Here is a 17,961-nt window from a genome sequence, read left to right on the forward strand (position 1 = left end):
GCCCCTCGTTGCTTGTCATGTGAGGGGGAGGGTTCGGCCGGCGATGGTCCAGAGGACCTCGTCCGATGCCAGGGAGATGGTGGTGTTGAGGCGGCCCATCAGGTCGCGGAAGAGGCGGGTGCCGGGGTCGGCGGGGACCACGCCGGAGCCGATGTCGTTGCTGACGGCAACCACGACCCGGGACGTGCGCGACCACGCGTCGGCCAGCTCCGCGATGCGTCGGTCGACCAGGTCCGAGCGACTCAGATCCGACCAGATATCAAGGGAATCCATGGTGCGGGCGAGCCACAGCGTCAGGCAGTCGATCAGCATCGGCGGACCGGACGACTCGAGCAGCGGGACCAGATCGATCGTCTCCGCCAGACCCCAACTGGCCGGGCGCCGAGCCCGATGCTTGGCGATCCGCTCGGCCCATTCCGCGTCACCAGAGTCGTCACCACCGGTCGCGACGTACAAGACCTCGGGCTCCGCGGCCAACCGGCGTTCGGCGGCGATCGACTTGCCGGACCGCGCTCCGCCGAGGATCAACGTCCGCTGCTCAGCCATCAGCCCTCCCGGAATCGAACACCACTGGTACGTCGAAGGCCGCCTTCCGCGCCGTACGCCGGAAGGCCTTCAACACCGGCCGCCCGACGAGCAGCACCAGGACCGCGCTGAGGATCCCGCGCGGAATGTCCCAGCCCAGCGACGTCGCCACCACGAACAGGAAGTACCGATGCAGGTTCCCGCTCAGCGCTGCGCCCGGGATGAACGAGAAGTCGCTCCCGAACGTCGCATACGGCCAGAACCACAGATTCATCACCAAGCCGTACAGCACGCCGGAGACCATCGAGTACGCCGCCAACAGCAGCAACTCCAGCCGTCCACCCGCCCGCGGCAACAGACCAGCCAGGCACCCCACCCACGCGCAGGCGAACATCTGGAACGGCATCCACGGCCCAACCCCGCCACTGATCAACGCCCCACCCAGCAGCGACACAGCCCCCAGCACGAACCCAAACCCCGCCCCGAACGCCCGCCCAGCCAGCACGAGCAGGAAGAACCCCGGCTCCAGCCCCGCCGTACCCGGACCCAGCGCCCGCAGCGCAGCGCCGACAGCCGCCAGCATCCCCAGCAGCGAGATCACCTTCGCGTCGATCCCCGACTCGGACAACTCCGCGAGTACTACGGCCACCAGCAACGGCAGCAGCAGCACGAAGAGCCACGGTGCGTCGGTGGTATGCCCGATCGCGGACTCACCCACCTGGTCCGTGTGCAAGAACAACGGCCAACCGAAGGCCAGCAGTCCGGCCAACGAGGCGACCATGAGAGCCGCCGTACTGCGAGGCTTCAGCCGGACGAGATTCACGACGCCCGGTCCAAGGCAGTGGCGACCTCGCCGACGGTCAGGAACGGCAGCGGAGCAAGGATCTTCGCCACCTGCGGCGCGAACGCCGGCGACCCGGCGATCACCGTCGCAGTCTCGCCATCGCTCACCAACTCGCCCTCAGCGAGCACCAGAACCCGGCTGGCAACCTCGGCGACCATCTCCACGTCGTGCGTCGACAGCACCACCGCATGTCCAGCAGCAGCCAGCTCTCGCAGGATCTCCACGAGCCGCCGCTTGGCACCGTAGTCCAGCCCACGCGTCGGCTCGTCCAGCAGCAGGAGCGGCGGGGCGCCACACAGTACGACGGCCAACGCCAGGCAGAGCCGCTGTCCCTCGGACAGGTCCCGCGGATGCATCCGGTCGTCGATGTCCGGCGCCAGCCGATTCAATAGCGCTCGGCAACTACCGGACGGCACTCTGAAGTCGGAGTCGGCGCCGGCACACTCGTCGGCGACGGTCGCGGCGTACAGCAGGTCCGCAGGCTCCTGCGGCACCAGTCCGACCGCCTTCACGAGCCTCTCAGGCCTGGTACGACGTGGGTCCGCGCCGCCCGCGACCGCCGTACCGGATCGGGCTGGGACGATGCCGACAAGGGCGTTCAGGAGCGTTGACTTGCCGGCGCCGTTGCGGCCCATCAGAGCGACGACTTCGCCTGCGTTGATGCTCAGTGACACTCCGCGCAGCGCCATGACGTTGCCGTAGCCGGCCACGAGGTCGGTGCACCGCGCGAGCTCTGCGCCGAGAGAGGCGTTGGGTCTGACCGGTGCAGCGGAGTCCAGACTGCCGCGCAAGGCGACAGCAGCCCGCCTGGCGTCCCGCACGGACAGCGGCAGGGGAGACCAGCCAGCGAGGCGTCCGAGCTCCACCACAGGCGGTGCAACCGGTGCAGCCACCATCTGATCGGCCGGCAGCCCGGTCGACACAGGTGCAGAGCCACCGGGTACTTCGATCACCCGGTCGGCGTACTGGATGACGCGCTCGAGCCGGTGCTCGGCCATCACCACAGTGACACTCAGATCGTGCACGAGCCGCTGCAGCGCGGCCAGCACCTCCTCCGCTGCCTGCGGGTCCAGCGCAGACGTTGGCTCGTCCAGAACGAGTACAGCTGGGTGAGAGGTGAGGGCCGCGCCGATTGCGGTCCGCTGTCGCTGTCCGCCGGACAGCGAGGTCAGCGCACGGTCACGTACGTCGGCCAGTCCCAGCAGGTCGAGCGTCTCTTCGACCCGGCGGCGCATGACGTCCGGCGCGACTCCGAGTGACTCCATGCTGTACGCAAGTTCGTCCTCCACTGTGTCGGTGACGAACCCGGCCATCGGATCCTGCCCGACCATACCGACCACATCGGCCAGGTCACGTGGCTTGAACTCGCGGGTGTCACGCCCGTCGATCAGGACCCGGCCGGACAGCGTCCCACCGGTGAAGTGCGGCACCAGCCCGTTGATTGCCCGCAGCAACGTTGACTTGCCGGAGCCGGTCCGGCCGATGACGAGCGCCAGTTCGCCCTCGGGCACGGTGAAGCTCACGTCGCGCAGGGCCGGTTCCGCGGCGCCGTCGTAGGTGACCGTCACCCGGTCGAACTCGATCATGTGACCGTCCGCCTCACCAGTGGCGGCGCGGCCAGCGCGGGCGCCAGGCCCACGAGGATGCCGAGAATCGGCAGCAGCGGAGCCGGTGGCACCACCATCGGTCCCGGCAACACCAGACCGGTCACGCCACGGGCCGCTGCGGTCACCATGGCCGCGGCGGCGATCGCTCCGGCGGCGACAACCAGCCACTCGGGCAGAGCCCACGGATCGGGCCGGTACCGCGTCCGCATCACGCGCTGGCGCCCGACCGCCATGGCACCGACGGCCATCAGCAGTCCGACGCCGAGAGTGGACGCAGCGAACGGAAAGGCCATGGAGTCGGTCAGGAGCGCATAGACGCCGAGCAGGATGCCCAGCAATCCCAGGAGCACGGCCAGTCCGGTCAGACGGCGCTGCTGGCGCGGGACCTGCGCCGTACGGCCGTAGCCGCGGGAGTCCATCGCGGCCGCGAGTTCGACGGACCTGTCCAGCGCACCTTCCAGCACCGGCATGGCCGTCGTACGGAAGGAACCGCGGGTGCGGCCACGCAGGCGACGGGCGGCGCGGATACGGCGGGAGTCCGTCACCAGTTGCGGTGCGAAGGTCAGCGCCACCACACAGGCCACGCCCATCTCGTAGAGGGCTCCAGGCAACGACTTCAGTAGTCGCCGTGGACTGGCCAATGCGTTGGCGGCACCAATGCAGCACAGCATGACTGCCAACTGGAGGCCGTCGTACAGAGCAGTGATCAGGGCCTCGGCGGTGACCTCGCCGCCGAGCTTGACCCCGCTGGCCCAATCCGGCAACGGGATCTGAGGCAGCGTGAACAGCACCGTGTTGCCCTGCGAGCGGGTGGACAGCAGCGCTTGCAGGACTACTCGGAGACCGATGACCACCAGCCCGAGCTTGAGGAACGCGCCGTAGCTGTGGGCCCAGGGAGCGTCGCTCCGGCGGGCCGCCACGACGAAACCGGTCACTGCCAGGATCAGCAGGAGCAGCACCGGGTTACGCGTCCTGCTGGCGGCCACGGCCATCCCGAGAGACCACAGCCACCATGCCCCCGGGTGCAGAGCCCGGGGGAGCGTCAGGTGATGGACAGTACGCACTACTGACTCGAGGAGCGCCGGCGGCTGAGCACCAGACCGCCTCCGGCCAGTACGAGCACGACCACGGCGGCGATGATGATGCCGGTCCACGGTGCACCGTCGTCTGACGAGGAGGAGGCGACGGGAGAGGGAGCAGCAGTGGAGCCGACCGCGGCACCGATCTTTAGGGTCACCGGCGTATCCGTGGCCGGGACCTTGATGTTCTTCACCGCGTCGCCGCAGCCCTTGGCCGGGTAGCCGTCGATGCCGCAGGTCAGGCCCTTCTCGATCCGGACCGGTCCGACCGCGGCCAGGACCTTCGCCCCGGTCGCCTTCGGATCCGTCACCACGCAGGTGCCGGTGGCCGGCTTCGGCGTCTCGCCGCTGAGCGCGTCCTCCGGCGTACCGGGGTCGACCACCAGGGCCACCCGCTTCTTCCCGGCCTCGGCCGGGGTCTTGCCGCAGATCGCCTCGAAGTCACCGGCCGCGCGCGGCATCCGGGGCGCCGCGCCGCCGACGGCGAACCGCCAGCCCTCCACGGCGCCATCGGCGGGTACGACGACGTCCGCGCCCTTCTGGGCGAAGGCCCACTTGCCCGCGGTCCACTGGTAGTAGCCCCAGAAGCGGTAGCCGTCCTCGGCCTGTGCGTTGGTGGCGACGGTCCCCGCCAGCAGGAGACCCGCCAGCAGGCTGAGGACCAGTCGTAGCGTCCGTTGTGCAGTCATCTGATCGTCCTCGGTCGGGCCGCGGCCCGATGGAGGAGGTCCCGCCTGCGCAGGCAGGGTAGGGGCTCCACCCGCGGACCACGGCGGGTAGCTGAGCCTGTCTGCCTGCGTCACAGTGTTCCGGCTCGCCACCCTGAGGTGGCCTACGGTTGCGGGTCAGCGCCGGACTTGGACCGGCTTCCCTGTGACGCAGGCGTTTGGTTCGGACCGAAGCCTACTCTGGCGCGGCCAGACTCATCGGGCCGTAGACCTCACGGCCGTCCTCCAGCAGGTAGACCTGCCCGACTCCACGCTCGGACAGGTCCCGCCAGGTCTCGCCCAGCCAGCTCTCCGCGTCGCCCTGCGCGGAGAACTCGGCCCCGCCGACCTCACCGGGGTCGACCAGGGCGCCGCTCGCGGTCTCGAACCGCCAGCTCCAGCTCACGAGCCCGGCCGGGTCTGTGGCGCGTTCTGCACGGTCTTGGCCGGGTCACGCTCGACGATGCCGCCCAGGACCTCGTCGATGCGCTTGAGCAGCCCGTCCTCGAGCTTCACGCCGGAGGCCTTCACGTTCTCGACGACCTGCTCGGGCCGGGAGGCACCGACGATGGCCGACGAGACGTTCGGGTTCTGCAGCACCCACGCGACGGCCAGCTGGGACAGCGACAGGCCGGCCTTGTCGGCGAGCGGCTTCAGCTCCTGCACCCGGGTGAGCACGTCGTCGTTGAGGAAGCGCCGGATCATGTTCGCGCCACCCTTGTCGTCGGTGGCCCGCGAGCCCTCCGGCGGCTGCTGGCCCGGCACGTACTTGCCGGTCAGCACACCCTGCGCGATCGGGGAGAACACGACCTGACCGATGCCCAGCTCCTCCGACGCCGGCACCACCTCGGCCTCGATCACCCGCCAGAGCATGCTGTACTGCGGTTGGTTCGAGACGAACGGGATGCGCAGCTCACGGGCCAGCCGGTGGCCCTCCTGCAGCTGCTCGGCGGTCCACTCGGACACACCGATGTAGAGCGCCTTGCCGGAGCGGACGACGTCGGCGAAGGCCTCCATCGTCTCCTCCAGCGGCGTCTCGGTGTCGTACCGGTGCGCCTGGTAGAGGTCGACGTAGTCGGTCTTGAGCCGCTTCAGCGACCCGTTGATCGACTCGTGGATGTGCTTGCGGGACAGGCCGGTGTCGTTCGGTCCGCCCGGGCCGGTCGGCCAGTAGACCTTCGTGAAGATCTCCAGCGACTCGCGCCGCTGACCCTCCAGCGCCTCGCCGAGAACCGACTCGGCCTTGGTGTTGGCGTACACGTCGGCCGTGTCGAACGTGGTGATGCCGGCCTCGAGTGCCGCCTGCACACACGCCCTGGCCTGATCGTTCTCCACCTGGGAGCCGTGTGTGAGCCAGTTCCCGTACGAGATCTCGCTGACCTTCAAACCACTGTTGCCGAGATAGCGGAAGTCCATACCCCCGACCCTACTGGGCCCGGATCAGCTCGGCTTCTCGCCGCGCTTCACCATCGGCTTGGGCAGCCGCCAGCGGCGCATCTGCATGGTCCGCCGGACCGCGTAGAACCCCAGGCCCTTGGTCGACTCCTTCGGGAACTTCACCGTGACCGCCTTGCGCAGGCCGGCCGAGAGCAGGAACCAGTCCAGCGCGATCAGCACGATCATCACCAGGAAGAGCAGGTTGACGATGCCGGCCAGCCAGGGGAACTGCGCCGAGAACACCACGCCGACCAGGGACACCACCAGGAGGACCGGCAGCGCGAACTCCATCGCCGAGTACCGGGCGTCCACGTAGTCCCGGGCGAACCGCCGGACCGGGCCCTTGTCGGCGGCCGGCAGGTACCGGTCGTCGCCGGTCCGCATCGCGTCCTGCATCTTGGCCCGCTCGGTCCGGACCTTCTCCCGCCGGTACGCCGACGCCTCCTTGCGGTTGCGCGGCTTGCGCAGCGCGGCCTTGCGGGCCGCCTCCGCCTCCTTGCGGGTCGGGGTGGGGCGTCCCTTCCCGCCCGGCTTGCCCTGGGGCTCGGCGGGTACGGTGGTATCTGTCTCAGACTTGGTACGACGGAACACGGGGTCTGAACCTCATTCGGCAGGGCAGGTCGCGACTCGGGGTGGTCCCCGGACCTGACACCCACTTTATCGGGGCCGGTCCTGATGGTGTGGTGACCCGTGGGGACATAGGGTGGACAAGGCACGCCGGGTCGTCACGCCGGCACAGAAGGGGTACGGATATCGATGAGCATCTTCAGGCGGATGTCGACGATCTTCAAGGCCAAGGCGAATTCCGCCCTGGACAAGGCCGAGGATCCTCGCGAAACCCTTGACTACTCGTATCAGAAGCAGCTGGAGCTGCTGCAGAAGGTGCGGCGAGGTGTGGCCGACGTGGCCACCAGCCGCAAGCGGGTGGAGCTGCAGGCCTCCCAGCTGCAGTCCCAGTCCAGCAAGCTCCAGGACCAGGCGCAGAAGGCGCTCTCGATGGGCCGTGAGGACCTGGCCAGGGAGGCCCTGACCCGCAAGTCCGGGCTGCAGGGCCAGATCGACGATCTGCAGACCCAGCACGCCCAGTTGCAGGGTGAGGAGGAGAAGCTGACGCTCGCCTCCCAGCGGCTGCAGGCCAAGGTCGAGTCGTTCCGGACCCGCAAGGAGACCATCAAGGCCACCTACACCGCGGCCGAGGCGCAGACCCGGATCAACGAGGCCTTCTCCGGCATCTCCGAGGAGATGAGTGACGTCGGACTGGCGGTCCAGCGGGCCGAGGACAAGACCCAGCAGATGCAGGCCCGGGCCGGCGCGATCGACGAGCTGCTCGCCTCCGGCGCGCTCGACGACGCCAGCGGTACGGCGAAGGACAACATCACGCTGGAGCTGGAGCGGATGTCGTCCGGCTCCGACGTGGAGAGCGAGCTGGCCGCGATGAAGGCGCAGCTGGCCGGTGGCAGCGCACCGAAGGAGCTGTCCGGCGACACGCCAGGTCCGGCCCAGGCGCAGGCGCCTGCCCAGCAGCCGGCGCAGCAGCCGGCCGCCGAGCCCGCCCGGCCGCAGGACGGTGATGTTCGATGATCGTTCGCATCATGGGCGAAGGTCAGTGGCGACTGGCCGACGACAAGCTGGACCAGCTGAACGCGGTCGACACCGATCTGGAGAAGGCTGTCTCCGCCGGTGACGAGGCGGGCTTCAAGACCTCCTTCGCCGCGCTGCTGGAGTTCGTCCGGGCCGGCGACAAGCTGCCGGACGACGAGCTGCACGACTCCGACGCGATCCTGCCGCCGGGCGACAGCACGCTGGGCGAGATGCGCGAGCTGATCAGCGGTGACGGCCTGATCGCCGGCTGAACACACTGCCGGCGATCGCCGTCCCGACCCGGCGGCCGATCACTTGCTGTAGTCGATACGAGACCCCCTGAGCCTGGAAATCGGGCTCCGGGGGTCTTTGTCTGTTGACTGGATTGCGCACGGGTAAACACTCGCCCCGGGTACTGTCAGAGCAGGCGATCCCGTAGTACTCTCTGGGTCAATGCCGTTGTGGGGGCGGCATTCATCGAGGTCCGTGACGGGGTGTGGGTTGGTCACGGGCGTCGCTTTTCACCTGTGGGGGGTGACTGTGCGTGACTGAATTCGTCATGTCCGAGGGGTTGGCCGATTCGGCTGATCTACGGCCGGCGCCGTCGGGGGAGCGTCGTCGGCCGGTCTGGGTGGTACCGGACGAGATCCCGGCGATCGTGCCGCTGTCGGCCCGGTTCACCGAGGCGCGGTGGGTCGGTAGGTACCGCCGGGCCGCGCTCGCGGCCGACCTGGCCGCGGCCGTGACCGGTGGCTCGCTCGCGCTGGTGGCCCGGTTCGGGGCCCAGATCAACCTTGGCTACATCCTGGTGGGCGCGCTGCTGCCGATCGCCTGGCTGGCCTGTGTGGCGCTGCAGCGGGGCTATGAGACCCGGTACTTCGGCACCGGGCCGGAGGAGTTCCGCTCGATCATCCGGGCCGCGGTCGCACTGACCGCCCTGGTCGCCATCACGTCGTACGCGACCAAGAGCGAGGTCGCTCGTGGTTTCGTCATCCTGGCGGTGCCGATGACGTGCCTGGCGGCGATGTTCGGCCGGTGGGTGCTGCACCGCAGCATCTCCTGGCGGCGGTTCGCCGGCCGGTGCATGCGCCGGGTGCTCGTTGTCGGACGCAACGACCAGGTGACCACACTGCGGCACCACCTGGAGGAGCGGCCGTCCGACGGCTACATCGTGGTCGCGACCTGCCTGCCGCGGGGTGACGCCTTCGAGGAGCCGGCCCCCGAGCGGCTGGGCCGGACCGAGATGGACATCCTGGCCGCGGTCGACCAGTTCGACGTCGAGGTGGTGGCGGTCGCCGCCGACCCCGAGTTGGCCGGGTACACGCTGCGGAAACTGTCCTGGGCGCTGGAGCAGCGCGGTGTCGAACTGATCGTCTCGCCGGGCATCGTCGAGGTGGCCGGACCGCGGATCTCGATCCGACCGGTCGCCGGACTCTCGCTGCTGCACCTGGAGCGGCCGTCGGTCAGCGGCGGTCCGCACCTGCTGAAGACCATCTTCGACCGGGTGCTCGGCTGCATGCTGCTGCTGGCGGTGTCGCCGATCCTGATCGTGACCGCGGTCATGGTGAAGGCGACGAGTCGCGGGCCGGTGCTGTTCCGGCAGACCCGGGTCGGCCGCGGCGGTGAGCAGTTCTCGATGCTGAAGTTCCGCACCATGGTGGCCGACGCCGAGGAACGCAAGGCCGAACTGCAGAAGCTGAACGAGGGCAACGGGGTGCTGTTCAAGCTCCGCGACGACCCGCGGGTGACGAAGGTTGGCAAGTACCTGCGCCGGTTCTCGATCGACGAGCTGCCGCAACTGGTGAACGTGCTCCGGGGGGACATGTCACTGGTCGGCCCGCGGCCACCACTGCCGGCCGAGGTCGCGAAGTACCAGATCGACGATGCGCGGCGGATGCTCGTGAAGCCCGGACTGACCGGCCTCTGGCAGGTCAGCGGTCGCAGCGATCTCACCTGGGAAGAGTCCATGCGGCTCGACCTGCGGTACGCCGACAACTGGTCGATCGCGCTGGACCTGCTGATCTTGTGGAAGACCGCCCGCGCCGTCCTGGGAAGCGACGGCGCCTACTGAAACCCGCCCGGCCATCTGCCGGCCGGGCGAGTCAACGCACCACCACGTCGGGGGACGTCAGAACACGCGGTGCATTCCCGAGGGGGGAATTCATGATGCAGCAACTCAGTGCCGAGCCCGGTACTGATCAGGAAACGGCCGACGACGCTGCCGTCGTCCGGTCCGAGGCCGCGACCCTGGTGATCCAGGCCGCGTCCGGGGACCAGGGCGCCTGGAGCCGGTTGGTCGACCACTATGCGCGGCTCGTCTGGGCCGTGACCCGCAGCTTCCGGCTCAGCGACAGCGACGCCGCGGACGTGTCCCAGATGGTCTGGCTGCGGTTGCTCGAGCACATCCACCGCGTCGACCCCGAGCGGGTCGGCGCGTGGCTGGTCGTCACCACCCGCCGCGAATGCCTGCGGGTGCTGGCGTTCCGCAAGCGGGTCCTGCTCACCTACGAGTCGGCCGCGTTCGAGGGGGTTCCCGGCGATCTGCCGGAGCTGGACGCGGATCTACTCGCCGACGAGCGGGCGGTCGACGTACGGCGGGCTCTGGAGAGCCTGCCGGACCGGTGGCAACAACTGCTCGGCATGCTGATGGCCGACCCGCCCGCGCCGTACGCGGAGATCTCGGCGACGATCGGAATCCCGATCGGCAGCATCGGCCCGATCCGCGGCCGGTGCCTGGAGAAACTCAGACTGCTGCTTGCCTCCTGAAGCAGGAGCCTGTATCCGGCGGCTGGTCCGGATCCGTCTGATCAGAGCATGATCCAGGCGGTCCGGACCGGCCGTTGTGTGCTGCCCGGCCAGCGGAGCAGGAAGCTGACCAGCCGGGCCGCGGTCGGTCCGTCGTCGGCACCGCGGGACTCGACCATCACCGGTCCGGACGGGGAGACCCGCAGTTCGACGGTCAGGTCGGTCTGTCCGTGTACGTCGACATCCAGGGTGATGCCGTACCCGGCGAACCGCAGCCGCCGTACGTCGCCGCTGTCCGGGGCGTCGACGAGGCTGTCGAAGACCACGTCGAGGACGTCGAGATCCCGCTCGTGCCGCCCGAACGCGGCGTACCCGACCGAGCGGAGCAGTGCGATCTGCTCGCCGGCGGCACGCTCAGGAGGCCCGATCACGGTGTTCAGCGCTCCCCTTGCACCTTGATCACGCTGTCCGGGTCCTGCCCGTACGGCGCGCCCTGCCAGGAAGCCCAGTTCACCCGGTTGCCCTGCTCGTGCACGATGAAGTTCCACGGACCGGCGTAGGTGTTGTTGAAGAACCGGTTGCCCTGGTGGTACGTGATCGCGTCCTGCACGGTCGCCTTCTGGTACGGCGACCAGGTCGGGAACGTGCCCCAGTTGGAGAACAACCCGTTGAAGCCGCAGCCGCTGCGGAACGCGCAGGTCTTCCCGATCTTGTCCGGTTCGAGGCTGAAGACGTTGTCGTGCACCCGCACGTTCTGCGTCTTCCACCGGCAGTCGCCGATGTACGGCTGGTTGTGGATGGTGCTCGAGTTGCAGGTCTTGGCGGTGACCACCGTCGGGTTGACCAGTGTGCCCGATCCGGTGCTGGTGTTGGCCGGCGATCCGGCGAACCGGTCGGCGTTCTCCCACAGCAGGACGCCGGCCCAGTTGTCGGTGAAGACGTTCCCGCTGATCTCGAAGGTCTTGTTGTAGACACCCGTCACCCGCGAGTCACTGCCGGACTCGGAGATGTACACCGCCGGGGTCGGGAAGCCCTGGTTCCGCGGGCCTTTGTCGAGACCGTTGCGGGTGAAGGTGTTGCCCCGGATGCCGGCGTTGTAGCTGGTCTCGTAGACGATGCCCTCGGCGAAGTTGCCGGAGATGTAGTTGCCCTCGATCACGAACCCGGTGTTGTTGGTGTCCGCCCACAGTCCCGCGCTGAGGTTGTCGTGCACCCAGTTGCCGCGCACGACCGCGCCGGTGACCTCCCAGAACTTGCCGCCGCCGGTGCAGCCGCAGCCCTTCTTGAGCTTCTCCCAGTCGTCGGTGTTGTTGCCGGCGATCTCGTTCTTCTCGATCGTGATGCCCTTGACCTTGCCCGGGTTGTAGGCGTTGAAGCCGTACTGGCCGTTGTCCTGCAGGCAGTTGCCGCGAACAACGTTGTGGTCGCCGACCATCAGTCCGGCGCCGGCGTTCAGGCGGATCGTGTTGGCCTGGATCGTCCAGCGGGAGGCGGCGTCGTGGTTGACCACACCCTCGTCGTTGTTGGTCCGCGGTGCGCCGAAGTTCTGGATGGTCAGGTTCTTCACCGTGACGCCGGCGGCGTACCCGGTGAAGGCGTACCGGTTGCGCTTCCCGCCGTCGAGGACCGCGCCGGGCGCGCCGATGTAGACGTTGCCGTCCTTCGGGATGACCTGGGCGTACGGCCCGGTCCCGACCCGGTGCGTGCCCGGGGACAGCCAGAACGTCGTACCGGCCGGATGCGCGTTGGTGACCTCGTTGAGGTTCTGGCCCGTGCCGACCACGATCGCGCCGGACGGAGCCTTGGCCGGACCGGTCAGGGCCTTGGCATTGCCGCAGACCCGCGCCGGCGGCGTTGTCGGTGCGGTGACGTTGGTTTCGGTGGCCGCGGGGGAGGCGGACGGACTGGACTGAGCCTTCGACCCCGCGTCACCGTCGAGGATGGCGATCCCGACCACGACGAGCGCGGCGACCACGACCGAGGCCGTGGCGATGAGGAACGGCGGGCGGCGGTACCACGCGTGTCCCGGAGACGGGTCGCGTTGTTCCATGGCGTTTCCTTCGGGGGGCATCTGGACCTCGGACTCAGGCGGTGGCGGTTACCGGGTGCTCGATCGCGTACCGGTAGATGTCGAGCAGTTGATCGATGCTCTGGTGTGGCTGGTGCTTCTTCTCGTACGTCGTCCGGGCCTGCCGGCCGAGATCGTCGTACCGGTCGGGGGAGGTGTCGACGTCGAGCAGGAGCTTGGCGAGCGCGTCCGGACGACCCGGCTCGAACAGTGCGCCGTCGACGCCGTCGGTGATCAGGTCCGGGAACGATCCGTGGCCGGATGCCAGCAGGGGTACGCCGACAGCCATCGCCTCGACCACCACCAGGCCGAACGTCTCCTCCCACTCCGACGGCAGGACGACCGCCCGGGACGAGCGGATCAGCTCGAACACCTCCGGCTTGGTCATCATCCCGCGCAGTTCGACGGACGGTCTGCTTGCCGCCCAGGCGGTCACCTCGTCCAGCATCGGGCCGCCGCCGGCGATCACGAGCCGGAGCGCGTCGTCACCGGCGATGGCCCGGTACGCGTCCCAGCCCTTCATCAGCAGGGGGGCGCCCTTGGCCGCGTCCAGGCGTCCGACGTACGTGACCTGGCGCTGCCGCGGTCCGCCGACCGGGCCGTCGTACGGGACCAGGTTGTGCTTGACGAACGTCCGGTCCGGATCGAAGTCCATCGCGGACATGAGTTGGCGTTGCGACTCGGAGATGAAGATGTACGCCGACACCAGGCGGCGCCAGCTGCGCCGGTGGCTCCGGGCGTTGAGCACCGTGGTCGAGGTCGCCAGCGCGGATCCCCGGTAGCAGCGGTGGATCACCGCAGACGTTGGGTTACCACCGGCGCAGTCGTGGCACACCTCGCCGTTGCGGAAGAAGTCGCCGCTGGCGCACAGCAGCTTGTAGTTGTGCAAGGTGATCACGACCGGCGTGCCGGCCTTGCGGCACGCGTACAACACGGATGGGCTCAGCAGCGGGAACGTGTTGTGGATGTGAACGACGTCAGGCCGGTCCTCGGCCAGTGCGGCGGCGAGGTCGCGCCGGCTCGTCGGGTTCCAGACCACGCGGGCGGGCAGCGTCGCCTTCTGCCACGCTGGCCAGTCCTCGATGGAGTCACTGTGCCGCTCGAAGTGCCGGACCTCGTGGCCGAGCGCGGTCAGCGCCTCGCTCTCCTGGTCGACCACCCGGTTCTCGCCGCTCGGCGCGGTCGACCGGTACCGGTTGTGCACCAGCAGGATCTTCATCGCACTCCTTCACGGGTGGATGTGGAGTACACGAGTGACGCCGCCAGCGTCAGCTCGAGCAGGTACGGCGACGCCTCGCTCAGACCGCTCTCGGTGAACGACGCGACCACGCAGTAGGCGACCAGGAAGAGTGCGAGGGCCCGATGCGGGCCCTGTGGGCGGAACCAGGCGGCGGTCAGGACGAACAGCACCAGCATGATCGTGATCGCGACCCCGACCAGCCCGACGTCGTAGTACGTGCCGAGCCAGTTGCTGTCGATCGGCAGACCGTTGAAGGACTTGTTGGACAGGCCGAAGCCGAACAGGGTCTCGAAGGCCGACCGCGGCTGGGCCAGGATCGAGTCCCAGACAGCCCGGCGGCCGGTCAGCGCGGTCACCTCTTCGGCGTCCTGCCCGCGCGCCAGCCAGGTCGCCACCACCGAGCCGAGGGTGAGTGCCCCGACGGAGAAGACGGCGAAGCCGATCGCGAACGACTTGCGCACCCGCGACCGCGCGGTGAACAGGCTCAGCCCCGCGATCAGTACGCCGGCCAGCAGCGCGACCAACGCGGTCCGGGTATGCGTCAGCAGCAACACAGGAACGGCCACCAGCACGCTGGTGAGCGCGACTCCGCGCCGGAGCAGCCCGGACAGCCACAGCACGATCGTGAGGCCGGCCGCCACCGCGGCATAGTGCCCGACCTGCGTCGGCGGGATGGGCCACAGGGTGCCGCCGAGCCGGTCCTCGGTCAGCGCCACCCCGGGCGCGACGAGCAGTCCGATGACGACCGATCCGAGGATGGTCCACAAGACCAGGAGGTGCGTTCGGACGAGCAGCAGGTCCCGGCGGGTCCACCACGGTGTCAGCAGCCACAGCACCATCGCGAAGGTGAACAGGCGTCCGGCGCGGAACAGCGCACCGAACAGGAACTCGGCCCGGACGCTGGCGAGCAGGCCCTCCGCCGCCAGCATCATCAACAGGAAGATGAACACACTCGGCCGGATCCGGACCGGCCGGTTGACCGACAGCGCCATCATCAGTGCACCGACCAGGGCTCCCTGGGCGATGAGCTTGCCGAGCGATCCCGGGATCGGCAGCAAGTGCGGTGCGCCCGGGAAGAACGTCATCACGTTGAGCACGAGCAGTGCCCAGGTGAGCTGGACCCGCCGGCGCCGCCGGACCTCGGGCGCGACCACCCGCCTGGTCGGGCGGTGGCCGAGTCGCGTGGCCAGCTGCGTGCTCCACCGGGTGGTGATCGTCGTCATCGGCCGAACATCTCGATGTCCACCGTCCGCGGCGTACCGGCCTCGGCCTCGGCAATGCCGACACCTTCGTCGGTGTGGTCCGGACGGAGGACGACAGCGGTGTCCAATTCGAGTCCGGCCAGCCGCAGCATTTCGCCGGTGGCCTGGATCTTGGTCGTGGTCGTCTGGCCCGCGGTCACCACGACAGCGGCGTGCGACGCCCACGTGGCCAGGTGATCGGCGCCGATCTCCGGCGTCAGGGTGGTCAGACTGAGAACGAGGTCCGCGACCTCCCAGGCCGAGTCGAGGGCGATGTCACCCGAGCTCGACGGCCGGTTGGAGTCGCTCAGGCGCAGGTAGCAGCCCTGCGCGGGTCCGCGGTCCGGGTCGGGGCGGTGTACGTCGATGCGCCGCCCGGGCTCGCTGAAGCGAGACTCGTGCGTGCCGGGAGTCTTGACGCCCAGCATGCCCGCGAGCCTGCCGGTCTCGGTCAGGTCGGCCACCAGCACGTGCTTGCCTTCCTCGGCCAGCGCGACCGCCAGTGACGCGACCACCAGGGCACAGGTCTTCACGTCGTCGACGCTGACCACGGCCATGGCCGGTGTCGGACGCTCGCCCCAGAAGATGCGCTGGTCGAGGTGCTGCACCATCAGCCGGACCTCCGGCTGCCGTCGCTGCGAGTCGCTCAGGAACCGCGGATAGGGCAGGAGCCGCCAGCGCGACGGCCGTTCGCTGCTCAGCCGGACCCGGGCGCCCAGCGCCCGGGCGATGTCCTGCCGCTTCCACAGCCGGTCCGAGATCAGCGCACGCACGATGACGAAGCCGAGACCGACGAACAGTCCGGCGAGCAGGCCGGTGGCCGCGTTGATCGCGATCGTCCGCTTGGCCGAGACCGGCACCGGCGCGGCCGCGTCGAGCATCCGGCTGCTGTTCATCCGCGACGCCTGGACCTGCTGGTCGAGCAGTTGCTGCCCGACGTACTGCGCGCGGTCGCGGGCGGCGCCGAGCCGGATCGCTTCCGGACTGGTCGGGCGCTTCAGCTCGTCCGGATCGTCGCCGGCGGCGCGAACCGCCTGCTCGGCCACGGCCAGGTCGCTCTGGGCCGCGGTCAGGTCGCGGCGCAACGGCGCGTCCTGCAGCGCGATCTGCTCCTTGCGGTAGATCAGGAACACCTGCGCCACGACGGTCGCCAGCTTGGTCGCCTGCTCAGGAGTCTTCGCCGAGGCCGAGATCTCGAGCACCCGGTCGGTCTTGGCGCCCGCGGTGTACTCCTTGAGCAGGTCGTCCTGGGTCTCGGGCAGCTTGAGCAGGTCGATCACCCGCTGCGCCACCGTGTGCGTGGTCGCCAGGCTGACATCCGTGGCCATCGCCTTGGCCGGGTCCTCACCATCGCGATGGGTGAGCAGCAGCCGGGTCGAGGACACGTTCGGGGTCGGCACCACGACGGTCGAGGCCAGGCCACCGGCCAGTCCGACGATGGCGACGATCAGCCAGATCCGAAGGTGCCGCCGGACTGCGTCGCGGAGAAACCGAAAGGTGACCAGCGCATCCGGCGGGTATGCGGTCGACGGTCCGTCGTCGGCGAACAGACCATCGTCGTCGGTCCAGGCCGGCTGGCTCACCACGGGCTCGTTGTAGGGCTGGTTACTCATTTGCCCCTCCTCGCGGTACCGGTGAGGAGGGTTGGCAGCCGCGAGCTGGACCGGCGCATCGACTGCGAGACGCGGCCGATGGTGCGGTCGGTCGGGTCGGGATCGGTGACGACCAGGCCGTCGATGTTGCGGCCGTCGGCCGCGGCCGCGACCGCCAGCCGGGCCAGTTCCTCGGCCGTCACGGTGCCGGCCGACAGGGCGACGATCGTGTTGGTGGTGTGCTCCGCGCCGACCAGGTGCGGCGCCTCCCGGTCGACGACGACCAGGTGGATGCTCAACGCGGTGGTGCCTTCCGGCTCCTGGTGCGAGTCGACCACGATCGACGTGGTGATGCCGATCGACGTGGCGAGCGCCGCCAGTTGCGGACCGAGCGGCAGCGCCTTGTCGTCACCCGTGAACGAGATGACGGTCAGCGAGACCGGCCCGCCGCCCTTCACGTCCAGGCCGAGGTGATGCAGCGTCTTGCGCAGACTCCAGGCCTCGACGGCCGTCGGTGAGTAGTGCTCGAGCAGATAGGCCCAGTCGGACACGTCGTTGGCGTGGTACGACGACACCGATGCCAGCACCGGAAGCCCGACCGCGTCCGCGATCTCGTCCCGCAGCCGCAGCCGCCGGTCGCCACGGACCTTCGCCAGTACGCCGATCGAGCCGGCCACGGCGCCGATCAGTGCGCCGAGCAACCCGAAGATCCCCAGATGAATCGCGAGATTCCCGCCCCGTGCGGTAGTCGCCTGCTCCAAGACCCGTGCCCCCGTTTTCTTCCCCAGGTCGCCGGGCAGCTTCTGGTCCGTGGTGACGAAGACCAGGTAGACCTCGGCGACAGCATTCGCCAGTCGCATCGACTGACCGGCCGTCCTTCCCTTGGCGTCGATCTGGATGACGTCGTCGGTGACGGCGGTGACCTTGACGCGGCCCTTGACCACCTCGCTGGACAGCTTCGGCGACTGGTTCTGGCCGGCGCTGCGCAGCACCGGCTCGCTCTCGGCGATGAACACCTGTGTCTCGATGCTCTGTGTGCCGGTCGCTTTCTCCGAGTCGGCCGCCGGTGGTGGTGGCAGCACCACGAGCGAAGTGGCGGTGTGCAGTGGCGGCACCAAGAACCCGGCGGCAACTCCGCCGAGCAGGCCGACCGCTGCCACGGCAGCCACGATCAGGCGGTGCCTGCGAATGGCCCGCCAGGACTTCTTGACGTCGAGCTGCTGTGCGCTCACAGTCCCCTCCAGTCGAACGCCACGATGGTGTCCTGTAATAGAGGGCGGTCACCGAGGGCTGAT

Annotated in this window: 18 protein-coding genes; 4 read left to right on the forward strand and 14 right to left on the reverse strand. The window is 69.1% G+C overall.

Annotated features, from left to right (window positions below; all coding sequences use genetic code 11):
* Positions 1 to 15: 15 nt before the first annotated feature.
* From E0H73_RS02935 to E0H73_RS02970, 8 genes are all read right to left on the reverse strand, one after another.
* Positions 16 to 546 (reverse strand): bifunctional adenosylcobinamide kinase/adenosylcobinamide-phosphate guanylyltransferase, encoded by a 531-nt coding sequence (locus E0H73_RS02935; RefSeq protein ID WP_131350780.1) that lies wholly within the window; start codon positions 544 to 546, stop codon positions 16 to 18.
* Entirely contained in the window at positions 539 to 1,348 is an 810-nt protein-coding gene (locus E0H73_RS02940; RefSeq protein WP_238163772.1) for an ECF transporter S component family protein, read from the reverse strand. The genes E0H73_RS02935 and E0H73_RS02940 overlap by 8 nt, the downstream gene beginning before the upstream one ends.
* Complete coding sequence (locus E0H73_RS02945; RefSeq protein WP_131350784.1) at positions 1,345 to 2,955, reverse strand: ABC transporter ATP-binding protein; 1,611 nt, start codon at positions 2,953 to 2,955, stop codon at positions 1,345 to 1,347. Before E0H73_RS02945 ends, E0H73_RS02940 begins: the two co-directional genes overlap by 4 nt.
* Positions 2,952 to 4,040 (reverse strand): energy-coupling factor transporter transmembrane component T, encoded by a 1,089-nt coding sequence (locus E0H73_RS02950; RefSeq protein WP_131350787.1) that lies wholly within the window; start codon positions 4,038 to 4,040, stop codon positions 2,952 to 2,954. Before E0H73_RS02950 ends, E0H73_RS02945 begins: the two co-directional genes overlap by 4 nt.
* Positions 4,040 to 4,744, reverse strand: coding sequence for an SCO2322 family protein (locus E0H73_RS02955; protein WP_131350790.1), 705 nt, complete (start codon positions 4,742 to 4,744; stop codon positions 4,040 to 4,042). The genes E0H73_RS02950 and E0H73_RS02955 overlap by 1 nt, the downstream gene beginning before the upstream one ends.
* A gap of 214 nt (positions 4,745 to 4,958) precedes the next feature.
* Complete coding sequence (locus E0H73_RS02960; RefSeq protein ID WP_131350793.1) at positions 4,959 to 5,168, reverse strand: hypothetical protein; 210 nt, start codon at positions 5,166 to 5,168, stop codon at positions 4,959 to 4,961.
* A complete protein-coding gene (locus tag E0H73_RS02965; protein ID WP_131350796.1) occupies positions 5,165 to 6,178 on the reverse strand; it encodes an aldo/keto reductase family protein in 1,014 nt (337 codons plus the stop codon). The genes E0H73_RS02960 and E0H73_RS02965 overlap by 4 nt, the downstream gene beginning before the upstream one ends.
* Before the next feature lie 24 nt (positions 6,179 to 6,202).
* A complete protein-coding gene (locus E0H73_RS02970) occupies positions 6,203 to 6,790 on the reverse strand; it encodes a DUF3043 domain-containing protein (protein WP_131350799.1) in 588 nt (195 codons plus the stop codon).
* A 165-nt stretch (positions 6,791 to 6,955) separates the two neighbouring features.
* On the opposite strand from E0H73_RS02970, the gene E0H73_RS02975 reads away from it, so the two are divergent.
* The 4 genes from E0H73_RS02975 to E0H73_RS02990 all read left to right on the forward strand — a co-directional run bounded on the left by E0H73_RS02975 (position 6,956) and on the right by E0H73_RS02990 (position 10,546).
* The gene (locus E0H73_RS02975; RefSeq protein ID WP_131350802.1) at positions 6,956 to 7,780 is read left to right on the forward strand and encodes a PspA/IM30 family protein; all 825 of its coding nucleotides are present in this window, start codon (positions 6,956 to 6,958) and stop codon (positions 7,778 to 7,780) included.
* Entirely contained in the window at positions 7,777 to 8,052 is a 276-nt protein-coding gene (gene pspAA, locus E0H73_RS02980; protein ID WP_131350805.1) for a PspA-associated protein PspAA, read from the forward strand. The genes E0H73_RS02975 and pspAA overlap by 4 nt, the downstream gene beginning before the upstream one ends.
* A 272-nt stretch (positions 8,053 to 8,324) precedes the next feature.
* On the forward strand, positions 8,325 to 9,851 hold the full coding sequence (locus tag E0H73_RS02985; protein WP_238163774.1) for a sugar transferase: 1,527 nt from the start codon (positions 8,325 to 8,327) through the stop codon (positions 9,849 to 9,851).
* Positions 9,852 to 9,943: 92 nt separating this feature from the next.
* The gene (locus E0H73_RS02990; protein ID WP_131350808.1) at positions 9,944 to 10,546 is read left to right on the forward strand and encodes an RNA polymerase sigma factor; all 603 of its coding nucleotides are present in this window, start codon (positions 9,944 to 9,946) and stop codon (positions 10,544 to 10,546) included.
* Between the two features lie 41 nt (positions 10,547 to 10,587).
* On the opposite strand, the gene E0H73_RS02995 is transcribed toward E0H73_RS02990, so the two are convergent.
* From E0H73_RS02995 to E0H73_RS03020, 6 genes are read right to left on the reverse strand one after another with little or no spacing between them, the layout of a single operon-like run.
* On the reverse strand, positions 10,588 to 10,956 hold the full coding sequence (locus E0H73_RS02995) for a hypothetical protein (protein WP_131350811.1): 369 nt from the start codon (positions 10,954 to 10,956) through the stop codon (positions 10,588 to 10,590).
* Positions 10,957 to 10,961: 5 nt separating this feature from the next.
* Complete coding sequence (locus E0H73_RS03000; RefSeq protein ID WP_131350814.1) at positions 10,962 to 12,575, reverse strand: right-handed parallel beta-helix repeat-containing protein; 1,614 nt, start codon at positions 12,573 to 12,575, stop codon at positions 10,962 to 10,964.
* A gap of 34 nt (positions 12,576 to 12,609) precedes the next feature.
* Positions 12,610 to 13,812: a glycosyltransferase gene (locus E0H73_RS03005; protein WP_131350817.1), complete on the reverse strand. Its 1,203-nt coding sequence runs from the start codon at positions 13,810 to 13,812 to the stop codon at positions 12,610 to 12,612.
* Entirely contained in the window at positions 13,809 to 15,056 is a 1,248-nt protein-coding gene (locus E0H73_RS03010; RefSeq protein WP_131350820.1) for an O-antigen ligase family protein, read from the reverse strand. Before E0H73_RS03010 ends, E0H73_RS03005 begins: the two co-directional genes overlap by 4 nt.
* Positions 15,053 to 16,687, reverse strand: coding sequence for a YveK family protein (locus E0H73_RS03015; RefSeq protein WP_131350823.1), 1,635 nt, complete (start codon positions 16,685 to 16,687; stop codon positions 15,053 to 15,055). The genes E0H73_RS03010 and E0H73_RS03015 overlap by 4 nt, the downstream gene beginning before the upstream one ends.
* Complete coding sequence (locus tag E0H73_RS03020; protein WP_131350826.1) at positions 16,684 to 17,898, reverse strand: Wzz/FepE/Etk N-terminal domain-containing protein; 1,215 nt, start codon at positions 17,896 to 17,898, stop codon at positions 16,684 to 16,686. The genes E0H73_RS03015 and E0H73_RS03020 overlap by 4 nt, the downstream gene beginning before the upstream one ends.
* Between the last annotated feature and the right edge of the window lie 63 nt (positions 17,899 to 17,961).

The sequence above is a fragment of the Kribbella pittospori genome (assembly GCF_004331465.1).
GTDB lineage: Bacteria > Actinomycetota > Actinomycetes > Propionibacteriales > Kribbellaceae > Kribbella > Kribbella pittospori.

Excerpts from the sequence above, each read along its gene's own strand:
- E0H73_RS02945 (WP_131350784.1), bottom strand. The coding sequence starts at position 2,955 with ATGATCGAGTTCGACCGGGTGACGGTCACCTACGACGGCGCCGCGGAA.
- pspAA (WP_131350805.1), top strand. The coding sequence starts at position 7,777 with ATGATCGTTCGCATCATGGGCGAAGGTCAGTGGCGACTGGCCGACGAC.
- E0H73_RS03005 (WP_131350817.1), bottom strand. The coding sequence starts at position 13,812 with ATGAAGATCCTGCTGGTGCACAACCGGTACCGGTCGACCGCGCCGAGC.
- E0H73_RS03010 (WP_131350820.1), bottom strand. The coding sequence starts at position 15,056 with ATGACGACGATCACCACCCGGTGGAGCACGCAGCTGGCCACGCGACTC.
- E0H73_RS02955 (WP_131350790.1), bottom strand. The coding sequence starts at position 4,744 with ATGACTGCACAACGGACGCTACGACTGGTCCTCAGCCTGCTGGCGGGT.
- E0H73_RS02975 (WP_131350802.1), top strand. The coding sequence starts at position 6,956 with ATGAGCATCTTCAGGCGGATGTCGACGATCTTCAAGGCCAAGGCGAAT.
- E0H73_RS02990 (WP_131350808.1), top strand. The coding sequence starts at position 9,944 with ATGATGCAGCAACTCAGTGCCGAGCCCGGTACTGATCAGGAAACGGCC.
- E0H73_RS03015 (WP_131350823.1), bottom strand. The coding sequence starts at position 16,687 with ATGAGTAACCAGCCCTACAACGAGCCCGTGGTGAGCCAGCCGGCCTGG.
- E0H73_RS02935 (WP_131350780.1), bottom strand. The coding sequence starts at position 546 with ATGGCTGAGCAGCGGACGTTGATCCTCGGCGGAGCGCGGTCCGGCAAG.
- E0H73_RS03000 (WP_131350814.1), bottom strand. The coding sequence starts at position 12,575 with ATGGAACAACGCGACCCGTCTCCGGGACACGCGTGGTACCGCCGCCCG.
- E0H73_RS02965 (WP_131350796.1), bottom strand. The coding sequence starts at position 6,178 with ATGGACTTCCGCTATCTCGGCAACAGTGGTTTGAAGGTCAGCGAGATC.